The organism is Pseudalkalibacillus sp. R45 (assembly GCF_052246725.1).
Classification (GTDB): Bacteria; Bacillota; Bacilli; order Bacillales; family Fictibacillaceae; genus Pseudalkalibacillus.
This window is the reverse complement of the sequence record NZ_JBQQCL010000004.1, coordinates 284,106-296,073: the sequence shown is the minus strand read 5'-3', so window position 1 is coordinate 296,073 and position 11,968 is coordinate 284,106. Positions and strand designations below refer to the sequence as shown.

Below are 11,968 nucleotides of genomic sequence, written 5' to 3'. Positions count from 1 at the left end.
ATGCATTTGGTTTCCACCGTTATGATAGGTTACGCTTACGGATCTTATTACATCATCAAAATAAAGAATTGGATTTTCAAGTAGGTTAAGGGATAGGAGCAAGAACTCCTACCCCAACATTTGACGTAGAACCAAGAAAGTATAAAATACTTTCTTCAATATAAGGGCAACTTAGGCTCAGCCTGCGCTAAGGCTTGCCTTTGCCAAGTTTTCTTTAGATGAATTATCCTTTTAGAGATTTATCAAATGTTATCGTGTATGCGAATTCTGCAAAATCACCAAAAAGAGAGCTGATCCAAATCACCTATACCCATACGATGATTGGAGTCAGCTCTTTCAAATATCTATACATTCATACCGTCAGTCTTTCCGTAACGCAATCATTACCAGATAACTGAGTGTAGCAAACAATAGGGAAACAAACAGGCCGTGCATTAAGCCGATGAAGAGATTCAATTTGGTGAAAATAATCAATGCTCCAGTAATGACCTGCAAGGATACGAGAATCAACAGCAATAAAAATGAATTGTATAAAACTTTCATGTTTTTATAATAGGCTCTGATTTGAATAAAGCTTAATAAGATCCAGATAAACAATAGACCTGCCATGAAGCGATGAGTATAGTGGATCAGTTCTAATTCATTGGTCGGAGGCAATAGCTGTCCATTACATAACGGCCAACCTGAGCATGCCAGACTTGCTTTTGTGTGTCTTACTAATGCTCCCGTGTATACAAGAGTGTAAAGATAGATGAATAGAAGATAAATATTCAATTTGAAATTTTTATTGATCTTTAGGGTTGCTCGATCGTTTCCGTTCTCAAAAATGACAACGGACAATAACACAACACTCGCAAAGGATATTAAGGAAAAACCGAAGTGAAGTGCCAGTACAAAGGATGATTGTCCCCAAATTACAGCAGCAGCACCTAATAAACCTTGAAAAACGATGAAAAATACAGATAAAAATGCAAGCCATTTTACTTCTCGGTTTTGCTTGAATTTCATCCATGACCAAACTGCCAATATGACAACCATCAAACCGAGAGTTGCAGAAACAATTCTGTGACTATATTCAATCATCGTTTCTACTTTAGGTTGGGAAGGGAGCACTTCACCATAACATAAGGGCCATGAGTTTCCGCACCCTTCACCAGATCCTGTAGTGGTTACGATGGCACCCATCAATAAGACTAAGAGCATACCTAGACTAGTTAGGATCGCATAAAATTTTAAATATCGATTCATTCTGACACCTTCTCTATAATAATTAAGAAAAAGTAACTATTTGTTCTATAATAATTACAAGTTTGGTGAACCTTACCATTAAGAATAAGTCTAAAGCAATCGACCACCCTTACACAAATCGAAATGAAAGAGTCAATCTGAATCACCTGAAACAAGGACTACGTATGTCGATTGAACACTAGAGCAAGTATACAAAACAACTGAATTCGTTTATAATGTTAAAGGACAATTTCAATCGACAATATCGTATCATATGTGTCGGGAAGAAATCATTGTAATTGTGAACAAGCATAGACAATTTGCAAAAAGTTATTTTCATAAACCCGTTTTACTGATAAATTAGAAGAGGTGTTTTACTCACACTTATGTTTTAATGGAAGAGTTGGGGTAAAGAGCATTTAGAAGGAGGTGGAAGCATGAGCAAAATGAATACGACAACATATGAAGCATCAAGCAGAGTTATGGAGCCTGGACCATTGTCTGAATCAAAACCTACAGGTACTTGGAAAGATTTCTTGACACTTGCTAAGATGGGGATCGTAATGTCCAACCTCATTACGACGTTCGCAGGTTTTTGGATCGCATTGAAAGTTACAGATGCTAGTTTTCTTGCGAATATTCCTACGGCATTGCTGACTCTTTTAGGTGCAGCACTAGTCATAGCAGGAGGATGCTCTCTAAACAATTATATCGATCGTGATATCGACCATTTGATGGAAAGAACCTATGAAAGACCTACAGTTACAGGGAAAATTGATGCAAACCAAGTACTCTGGGTTGGAATCATACTTTCTGCTCTCGGTACACTGTTGTTGATGTTTGCCTCCTTGATGGCAGCACTTCTAGGTGTGATTGGACTTTTTGTCTATGTCATTGTCTATACGATGTGGTTGAAACGGACCCATTCAATCAACACTGTAGTTGGTGGGATTTCAGGTGCGATACCTCCACTCATCGGTTGGGCAGCTGTCGATCCTGATTTGCATATGACAGCATGGCACTTGTTCTTGATTATGTTTTTATGGCAGCCGCCTCACTTTTTGGCTTTAGCTATGAAACGATGTGAAGAATACCGAAAAGCAGGAATTCCAATGCTTCCTGTTGTTTCAGGTTTCAATATGACAAAACGACAGATGGTAGTTTATGTTGCCGCGTTGCTTCCGGTAAGTTTGTACCTTTATCATTTTGGAATGGTATACTTTACTGTTGCGGCTGTACTTGGTTTAGGATGGCTGGCACTTGGCATAGCCGGATTCTTCATGAAAAACGACATTAAATGGGCAAGAATGATGTTCGTTTACTCATTGAATTATTTGACCATCATGTTCGTTGTAATGATCATCGTCAATCGCTAAAGGGATTTCGAAATTTCCCTTAAGCGGTTACATATTAAAAAATCTTTTTAGTACAACAGAGAAAGCGGGGTTTGATGCAGTAATGAAACGATGGCTACGACTCGGGCGTCTTGTTCCATTATTTGGGATTATGATGCTTGGTTTAATTGGATGCGGTAATGAACAAATATCCGCACTTCAACCACAAGGTAAAGGTGCTAGCGCTCTTTTCGACCTGATGGTCTTAAGCCTTGCAATTATGGTTGTCGTACTTGTAGTTGTTTTTATTCTTTTTGGTTATGTATTAGTGAAATTCCGACATCGTAAAGGGGACGATTCAATCCCTGAACAAGTTGAAGGGAACCATATGTTAGAGGTTCTTTGGACTGCGATTCCGATCGTGCTCCTATTGGTGCTAGCGGTGCCGACAGTAATGACCACTTTCGACCTTGCAGTCAGCGAAAAGAGTGCTGAAGCAACTGAAGATGGTGAAGAGGAAGAAAAGAAAGGTCCGATGACGATTAAAGTCACTGGACACCAGTATTGGTGGGAGTTTGAGTATCCTGATCAAGAAGTTGTCACTGCACAAGAACTTTATCTTCCTGTAGATGAAAGAGTGAACATCGAGTTAAGCTCTGCTGATGTTATCCATTCATTCTGGATTCCTAGTATTGCAGGAAAAATGGATACGAACCCTGGAGATAAATTGACAAATAAAATGTGGCTTCATCCTGAGAAAACTGGAACTTACCAAGGTGCATGTGCTGAACTTTGTGGTGATTCCCATGCCTTGATGTATTTTAAAGTGAAAGTTGTCGAGCGTGATGAGTTTGACGCGTGGATCGAAAGTATGAAAAATACAAAATTCGATGATGCTCCTTCAGAAGTAGCGCAAGGACAAAAGATTTTTGAACAGAACTGTCTCCAATGTCATGCTGTCGGAGATAAGGGTGGTAATGTAGGTCCTGCGTTAACTGGATTTGCCGACAATGAGAAGGTAGCAGGTATTGCAGATCATAATAAAGAGAACATCAAGAAATGGATCAATGATCCACAAGAAATGAAACCTGGTAACAATATGCCGGATTTCAATTTCAATGAAGAACAATTAGATGCACTAGCAGACTACTTAATGGAACTTGAAACCGCTGAATAAGCAAAGTTTCAATCGCTTTAATAAGGAGGTACTATCGTGAGTAACGCACATGCAGCGAAAAAAAGCGTGCTATGGGATTGGCTGACTACAGTCGATCATAAGAAAATTGGAATTCTATACCTCGTTTCCGGCGGGTTCTTCTTCTTGGTCGGGGGTTTAGAAGCAGTATTAATCCGTATTCAATTAATGAGTCCTGAAATGGCATTTTTAACAGGAAATCTATATAACCAAGTACTTACCATGCATGGTACAACAATGATTTTTCTGGCAGCCATGCCGATCATATTCGGGTTTATGAACGCGGTCGTACCATTACAGATAGGAGCCCGTGACGTAGCCTTTCCTTTTGTGAACTCATTAGGATTTTGGTTATTCTTCTTCGGAGGAGTCTTACTGAACCTCAGTTGGTTCTTAGGAGGAGCTCCAGATGCTGGGTGGACAGCTTACGCACCACTTTCGACCACATCAAGTGGACACGGCGTCGATTTTTATGTATTAGGTTTACAGATTGCCGGTGCGGGTACGTTGATGGGGGGAATCAACTTCCTCGTTACAATCATCAATATGAGAGCGCCAGGAATGACATTCATGCGTATGCCGTTGTTCACATGGACAGCATTCGTAACATCGGGACTTATCCTTTTTGCTTTCCCTGCGTTGACAATCGGATTCTTCCTACTCATGTTCGACCGGGTATTTGAAGCTAATTTCTTTGATGCGAATATGGGTGGAAACGCAATCATCTGGGAACATATTTTCTGGATTTTCGGACACCCTGAAGTATATATTCTGATCTTACCAGCATTCGGTATCATTTCAGAAGTAGTAGCAACATTCTCGAAAAAACGCCTATTTGGATACAGTGCGATGGTATTCGCCACTGTATTGATCGGATTCCTGGGCTTCATGGTTTGGGCCCACCACATGTTCACAGTTGGACTAGGACCAGTAGCAAACTCGATTTTTGCTGTCGCTACAATGGCAATCGCCATCCCGACTGGGGTAAAGATCTTCAACTGGGTCTTTACAATGTGGGGCGGAAAAATCACCTTTACCACAGCAAACCTTTTTGCAGTTGGATTCATTCCAACGTTCGTAATGGGTGGGGTAACAGGTGTCATGCTTGCTGCAGCACCTGCCGATTATCAATACCATGACAGTTATTTCGTTGTAGCCCACTTCCACTATGTTATTGTCGGTGGATTGATTCTTGGACTATTTGCTGGATTATACTACTGGTATCCACGAATGTTCGGATTGATGTTGAATGAAGCTCTTGGTAAGTGGAATTTCTGGACTTTCTTTATTGGATTCCATTTGACATTCTTCCCTCAACATTTCCTAGGACTGATGGGTATGCCTCGTCGTTACTTTACGTACCCTGAAGAATTCGGACTTGGTTCGATGAACTTTATCAGTACAATCGGTGCGTTTTTGATGGCAGTAGGAACAATCGTTTTCATTATTAATGTAATTGCTACACATGCTAAAGGTAAGAAAGTCAGCGGGGATCCTTGGGATGGACGTACACTTGAATGGGCGATTCCAAACCCGACACCGCATTATAACTTCTTGCAAACACCTTTAGTTCGTGGGTTGGATGCACTTTGGATTGAGAAGATGGCAGGGAACAAGAAGATGACACCTGCAGAGCCTGTTGGGGATATCCATATGCCTAACAACTCTATTCTTCCATTAGTCATGTCACTAGGATTCTTCATCGCAGGATTTGGATTCATTTATTTCAATTCTGCTGGAACGCCAGCATTGATTGCAATCATCGCTGGACTTGGAATCGGATTGGCATGTATGTTCTTAAGATCTTGGATTGATGATCACGGACATCATCTCCATAAAGAGGATTTACTGAAAGAGGATAAGGGGGTTGACGTATAATGGATGTAGGTGAACGCTTAACCGATCAAAACTTCCCTGAATCCCCTGAAAAAGCTACGCTGGAAGGTAAAAACAAGTTTTTAGGATTCTGGTTGTTTTTAGGTGGAGAAACAGTATTATTCGCAACATTATTCGGAACATATCTCGGATTACGTAATTCTTTTGGAAAAGGACCTGAAGCATCAGAGATTTTCCAACTGCCGATGGTTTTTGCAGCAACCATCATCCTACTTACAAGTAGTTTGACGAGTGTGTACGCTGTATTGGCGTTAAAAGACAACAAGGTCAAACAGATGCGCCGATGGTTATTCATCACCTTACTGCTTGGATTATCATTCTTAGGTCTAGAGATTTATGAGTTCATACATTATGTACATGAAGGGCATACCTTCACATCCGGAGCATTTGGATCTGCATTCTATACGCTTGTCGGATTCCACGGAGGCCACGTTTTATTCGGTTGTCTATGGATTGCAGTTTTACTTATTCGTAATAGTGGTCGCGGCTTGACATTGTACAATGCTCCTAAATATTATCTGTTTGCCCTATACTGGCACTTTGTTGATGTAGTGTGGGTATTCATCTTTACAGTAGTTTATCTTATGGGAAAGGTGGGGTAATCGATGGCTAGTAATGAACAACAAAACTCAGTCCATCACCACTCATCCTTACAAAAGAAGATCAAATTAAAGCAAGAACGTCGCCAGCATAATGTTTCATTCGTTATGATGATTTTATTGACCATCGTGGCGTTTGCAGCAATTGCAAGTGACGCAGTATCTAATTCCCTGGCAATTCTTTTCATCATTGTTCTAGCATGTGTCCAGGTCTTTTTCCAGCTATACATTTGGATGCACCTTGGACATAAGGGACATGAATTTCCTATGTGGGGAATTGCAAGCGGGTTATTAATTGCTGTAATTACAGTAGGTACTCTTGTAGGATTGATTTGGTAATTTGAATATGGGGGCTGACTCAGTATGAGTCGGTCCTTTTTAAATAGCTTGGTTTTGCTGATTTTTCCTTATACTGACACAAAATTGTTCTACTCCAACACGAAAGCAGTATTATTTTTTGATATGATAGGAAGAGAGTACTGAGCAAGGAGTGATTGAGATGCACGGCGAACACCAGAATTCATTAAGCGAAATAAATTGGACAGCTTTATGGAGTCCATTTGTTTTATTGATTTGTATTGCTGTGATTGGTATCTATTTTTACTATACAAAAAATGGTCCTTTAAAGGGGACTGTCACCAGAGGACAAAAGGTATGGTTCACGATAGCGGTCATCGGTTTTTACATTGCGAAGGGCACACCATTGAGTGCCATTGGACATCATTACTCGTTTTCAGCACATATGCTGCAGATGAGTCTACTTTATTTCATTGTTCCGCCGCTTTTACTGATCGGACTGCCAAAGGTGCTTTATAGGAAAATCCTTGGCGTTGGCATCATAGGACGGTTATTCCGATTTTTCACAAAACCTTTGATCGCCTTGATTTTATTTAACATTCTGATCTCGCTGTATCACTTGCCGATCATCTTTGATACAGTGATGGGAAATCTTCTTTTGCATGAAGTTACACATATCATCTTACTGACGAGTTCATTTATGATGTGGTGGCCAGTAATCGGTCCTTTACCGGAACAAGATACGTTATCGGACCTTCAAAAGGTGGGATATATTTTTGCAGATGGCGTCTTATTGACACCAGCATGTGCTTTGATCATTTTTGCTGATGATCTGATTTATCAAACATATATGAATGCCCCACAGATATTTGCATTCCTTCAACCGCTCGATGATCAACAAGCAGGCGGGGTCATCATGAAGATCGCACAGGAAATTATCTATGGTGGTATACTATTGTACATCTTGATCCGTTGGGTTCGAAAAGAACGTACACAAGATAAAGAAGAGGAATTAAAGATCATAAATGAAGCAAAGGCGAGATTATCGTTAAATGAACAGTAATTTCCTTCAAGGTCGACTCAGTTGGTAGAGTCGATCTTTCTTTAATATCAGCGTATATGCGCAACATGAAAAAGCAATTGCAATTAAAGGATTTCAAGTGGTTAATCCTGTATACTTATAAAGCAATCACAGTATAGAGGGGGATACATATATGGAATTAAGGACGATCAAAGCAAATGAGTTCGATGAATTTCTCAAAATGGGCGAATTCGCATTTCAATATGAACTTTCAGAAGAAGATAAAAGAAAAAGACGAGATATGACAGAGCTGGAAAACTGCTGGGCTATATTTGATAATGGGATTATGGCTTCAAAATTATTGATCCACCCGATGGAAATTTGGTTGGGTGGCAAAGTCATGTCGATGGGTGGCATAGCTGGAGTCGCAAGTTGGCCGGAATATCGCCGTAAAGGTCATATCAAAGCATTAATGAAAAAATCTTTGGAAGTGATGAAAGACAATGGTCAATCTGTTTCAATGCTGCATCCTTTTTCTGTGTCCTTCTATCGGAAGTATGGGTGGGAACTGACACACACGATCAAAAAGTATGAAATAAAACCAGAACAATTAGCAACAAGGTATGCCCATACAAAAGGAAACGTGATCCGAATTGAACATGATGTTGAAAGATTAGATCGGATTTATGATAAGTACGCGCAGAAATACGCAGGGATGTTGAAGAGGACAGAAAAGTGGTGGCGGAATTCTGTTCTCCATAACCCTCGTGATATAGTCGCTGTCTATTTGGACGAAAATGGAAATGACGAAGGATATCTCGTCTATCGTGTCAAAAAGAATGTGATGGAAATTGAAGAATGGGTTTCTTTGAATGAGGAAGCAAAAATGGTTATGTTGCAGTTTGTAAGAAACCACAACTCTATGGTCGATTCTATTCAACTGCATCCAGCAATTGATGAAAACTTTGAATTTCTGATGTTCGATCCAAAGATAAAACAGGAAATCAGTTCTTATTTCATGAGTAGAATTGTTGACTTTAAACAATTCATAAAAGTGTATCCGTTTCAGGTGTTTTTGGAAAAACCTTTGATTATCCATTTGGATGATCCTTTGGCAGAATGGAATAGAGGGACATTTATCATTAGGATGAATCGAGAGGAAGAAATTCAAGTTGATCATTTTCATCCAAAAGAAGGCGTGGGTTGCACACATCCTCCTGAAAAAGGGATCCAATGTGACGTCAACACACTCAGTGCAATGTTTTTCAATTATCAAACTCCAGGTCAGTTAGCAGCACAAGGCAGATTAGTTGGAAAGCCTGAAGAAATTGAAGTGCTGAAAAAGGTGATTAATAAGCAAATTCCATTCTTATACGACTTTTTTTAATCAAACAATACGAAAGGCTGTCCTAGTAGAATCGGGGACAGCCTTACCTTTGTTCTCTTGAATTTTGGCTGTTTTGGCAAACCTTTGTTGCTCTTGAACTTAAAGAAAGTATAAAATACTTTCTTCAGTATAAGGGCAACTAAGGCTCGACCTACAAAAGGCTTGGTCTCGCCAAGTTTTCTTTAAAAGTTGTTGATATCCGCTCCAGGATGCTCGCTTTCCGCGGGGCTTGCGGTGAGCCCACTCGTCGCCTTGCGACCTCAGGAGTCTCCTTTTCAAGGAAGCATTTGTGCTCCTGCGTCTACAAGAAAGTCCTGTCGATGCGAGCTTCCTCGTCGCATGCCTTGCGAGGAGATTATTCAGGTAGTAGGCACGCTGATCCCGCAGGACAAGGAAAGCTTCGGCATCGTTACATCGCACGAAGAAAATGCGATTTTCATTTTCGAGGAGTCTCGCACCTTGCTCTCCATTCAAGTTCCACAAGGTGATTTTTTTAAAATGACTCAAAACTAAATTTTAAAGTTGGTCTTTACAATCCCTGCTTCCCGAGCAGAATTAAAAATGATTAGAATAAGCGGACCGGCTATGAAGCCTATCATGCCCAATAACTTCAGACCAAGGTACATTGCAATCAGTGTGGATAGTGCTGATAAACCGATATGGTAGCCCATCACTTTTGGTTCGACTGTACGTCGGATAATCAACAGAATGACTGCTAATACTGCTAGCTTTGTTCCTAATACAACCTTACCGATAAGCAGATAATACAGTGCCCAAGGTCCAAGAATGACGATCGAACCGATGATCGGAATGAAATCGATCACCCAAATGATGAACGCCATTAATAGAGCAACCTTAGGAACAATCATGTATAGACCGATCAATGCTGCGATGAATATGACAATGCTGACTAAAAATTGCGCTTTCATAAAGCCGAATATAACATAAGATAATCTTGTGCTCATGAAATGCACTTTCTCAGCAGTTTTTTCAGTCATATGTGAATAGACACCTTTTTTCAATCTGGGGATATCTAAGAGAAATAAGAATAATGTAAGAAGGAAAACAATAATACTTACCAGAAAGCTTGGGATGAAAGAAACCAGAGAAGTAAGCGATTCAATATAGTTCTTCTCAAGCAGTTTCGTCCGAATCGACTCTAAAAATTGATCAACTTGGCTATTGATTTCAATGACGATTTCTTCCGGCAGATCTTGTGCTGCTTTTTCAAAATTTTTCTCTATATCATCCCATACAATATTCACTTCTGAAATATAGGTTGGGGAATTTTCCACGAAATTAATAGCAGAAGTGACTACTTTAGTTACCAGGAAATAGCTCCCGATCCCCATCAAAACGACGAAAAGTGAAAACACGATGAATACGGATAAGTTACGTTTGAAGGAGAATTTCCCTTGAAACATTTTAACAGCCGGTTCTAATAGCAGAGCGGTAAACAGTGCAAAAACGATGGGAAGTGCGATCGGCAGAACCCATACAAATGATGCAATGACAATGAGTGCGATCAATGTATAAATAATCCAACGTTTACGTGCTGAAAATTGGTTCAACCTGGTCCTCCTTTCCCGCTAAAATTGATATGTATCAGGCTTGGACAATGAATAATCAAAATAACGTTTTTTAGTCCTTACTTTATATTATATTGGTTTTGTGAAATTATGAACAGAGCTCCTAATAGAAATATGATCATTGTTAAAGAAAGTTCAAATAAATAAATCTGAAAAATAGCTGTACAAAAAAAGGGGCGACTTTTAAGTCAGCCCCTTTTACGCTGTATGATGCTTATCAATTTCTTCTTTAAGTTTATTCAACATCTTCTTACAGGTTGTAACCACATTCTTCGGAAAATCTTCATCGTATTCAACCCCATGAGGGTAGTAATGCTTCCCAAGGTACGGTTCCATAATTTTGATCAATGCATGTGCGGATTCAACTTCACCTTCGACTGCATAGCAAGGAATTCTTAAGTAGAATACCTCACCAGTATCCATGCTTTCAAACTTATAATCATATGTAATTCGTTCGTAATCCCATTGGCCAGCACGGACCAATCCGACATCATGCATTAAATGTTCGAGTATTTCAAAATTAATGACTTTACCTGCTAGTCCGATTTCTTCAAATTTCATGTGTCATCCTCCACATCCTTCGATATGTTCTTCCTTCATAATAATAGTACGAAATAGATTAAGATGCAATCTTTCAGTTATGATTCCTTACAATTATATATGATTTTTGAAAAGAAATCGAAAATTTGGCAAGACTAGACAATATGGACAGAATGTAAGCGAGCAATGGTAACGGTAACACGCACCAACAACACACAAAATTCTATTCGAAGGAAGGTTGATGTTTATGAAAAAATTAAGGGAAATAATGACCGAAAACGTGGACTTTTGTACAACACTTGATAACGTGTATGAAGCTGCTGTCAAAATGAAGGAAGATCATGTAGGCGCAATTCCAGTATGCGAAGATGACAAGCTGGTTGGCATGATTACTGATCGTGATATTGTGATCCGAGGTGTAGCTGAAAAAAAGCCAAATGCGTCAAAGATTACTGATGTTATGAGTAATGAAATAATAACCGGGACACCTGATATGGAAATAGAGGAAGCTGTAAAACTCATGTCCAAACATGAGATAAGGAGGTTACCAATTGTAGAGCAGAGTAAACTAGTTGGTATTGTGTCCTTAGGAGATCTAGCTATCCATTATGAAAGTGATCAACAAGCAGGGATGGCATTGACTGAAATTTCAGAAGCAGAGCCGGATCAACAAATGCATTGAATCGAAAAGTTGACCTCCAAATAAGGTCAACTTTTTGCATTTAAAAGCCGTTCCTCAGGATATGGGCAACTGAGGTCAGCCTGCGCTAAGGCATGGTTTTACCCAAGTTCTATTTATGCTTTAGTGAGGTATGGCCAAGTGATAACTTGAATAAGATGTTAATTAATAGATTGTATTCTATGGATAGACAAGTATAAAGCT

General features: G+C 39.6%; 12 protein-coding genes. 9 read left to right on the top strand and 3 right to left on the bottom strand.

Annotation, left to right across the window (positions count from 1 at the left end; genetic code table 11):
- Positions 1 to 360: 360 nt before the first annotated feature.
- Entirely contained in the window at positions 361 to 1,248 is an 888-nt protein-coding gene (locus ACTWQL_RS10735; RefSeq protein ID WP_443142436.1) for a COX15/CtaA family protein, read from the bottom strand.
- Positions 1,249 to 1,664: 416 nt separating this feature from the next.
- Here ACTWQL_RS10735 and cyoE point away from each other — a divergent pair, with 416 nt between their 5' ends.
- The 8 genes from cyoE (at position 1,665) to ACTWQL_RS10695 (ending at position 9,469) form a co-directional block, all read left to right on the top strand.
- On the top strand, positions 1,665 to 2,603 hold the full coding sequence (gene cyoE / locus ACTWQL_RS10730; RefSeq protein ID WP_443142435.1) for a heme o synthase: 939 nt from the start codon (positions 1,665 to 1,667) through the stop codon (positions 2,601 to 2,603).
- 82 nt (positions 2,604 to 2,685) lie between these two features.
- Positions 2,686 to 3,738 (top strand): cytochrome c oxidase subunit II, encoded by a 1,053-nt coding sequence (gene coxB, locus ACTWQL_RS10725; RefSeq protein WP_443142434.1) that lies wholly within the window; start codon positions 2,686 to 2,688, stop codon positions 3,736 to 3,738.
- Positions 3,739 to 3,774: 36 nt separating this feature from the next.
- Positions 3,775 to 5,634 carry a cytochrome c oxidase subunit I gene (gene ctaD, locus ACTWQL_RS10720; RefSeq protein WP_443142433.1) on the top strand — a complete coding sequence of 620 codons (1,860 nt, stop codon included), beginning with the start codon at positions 3,775 to 3,777 and terminating at the stop codon, positions 5,632 to 5,634.
- On the top strand, positions 5,634 to 6,254 hold the full coding sequence (locus ACTWQL_RS10715; protein ID WP_443142432.1) for a cytochrome (ubi)quinol oxidase subunit III: 621 nt from the start codon (positions 5,634 to 5,636) through the stop codon (positions 6,252 to 6,254). The genes ctaD and ACTWQL_RS10715 overlap by 1 nt, the downstream gene beginning before the upstream one ends.
- 3 nt (positions 6,255 to 6,257) lie before the next feature.
- Positions 6,258 to 6,590, top strand: coding sequence for a cytochrome C oxidase subunit IV family protein (locus ACTWQL_RS10710; protein ID WP_221564035.1), 333 nt, complete (start codon positions 6,258 to 6,260; stop codon positions 6,588 to 6,590).
- A 160-nt stretch (positions 6,591 to 6,750) separates the two neighbouring features.
- Positions 6,751 to 7,611 (top strand): cytochrome c oxidase assembly protein, encoded by an 861-nt coding sequence (locus ACTWQL_RS10705; RefSeq protein WP_443142431.1) that lies wholly within the window; start codon positions 6,751 to 6,753, stop codon positions 7,609 to 7,611.
- Between the two features lie 151 nt (positions 7,612 to 7,762).
- Positions 7,763 to 8,956, top strand: a complete 1,194-nt coding sequence (locus ACTWQL_RS10700; protein ID WP_443142430.1) for a GNAT family N-acetyltransferase — start codon at positions 7,763 to 7,765, stop codon at positions 8,954 to 8,956.
- Positions 8,957 to 9,295: 339 nt separating this feature from the next.
- Complete coding sequence (locus ACTWQL_RS10695) at positions 9,296 to 9,469, top strand: hypothetical protein (protein ID WP_443142429.1); 174 nt, start codon at positions 9,296 to 9,298, stop codon at positions 9,467 to 9,469.
- Here ACTWQL_RS10695 and ytvI read toward each other — a convergent pair.
- Positions 9,466 to 10,527 carry a sporulation integral membrane protein YtvI gene (ytvI, locus tag ACTWQL_RS10690; RefSeq protein WP_443142428.1) on the bottom strand — a complete coding sequence of 354 codons (1,062 nt, stop codon included), beginning with the start codon at positions 10,525 to 10,527 and terminating at the stop codon, positions 9,466 to 9,468. The genes ACTWQL_RS10695 and ytvI overlap by 4 nt on opposite strands.
- A gap of 216 nt (positions 10,528 to 10,743) precedes the next feature.
- A complete protein-coding gene (locus ACTWQL_RS10685) occupies positions 10,744 to 11,106 on the bottom strand; it encodes a YugN family protein (protein ID WP_443142427.1) in 363 nt (120 codons plus the stop codon).
- A 226-nt stretch (positions 11,107 to 11,332) separates the two neighbouring features.
- On the opposite strand from ACTWQL_RS10685, the gene ACTWQL_RS10680 reads away from it, so the two are divergent.
- Positions 11,333 to 11,767 (top strand): CBS domain-containing protein, encoded by a 435-nt coding sequence (locus ACTWQL_RS10680; RefSeq protein WP_443142426.1) that lies wholly within the window; start codon positions 11,333 to 11,335, stop codon positions 11,765 to 11,767.
- Positions 11,768 to 11,968: the final 201 nt, after the last annotated feature.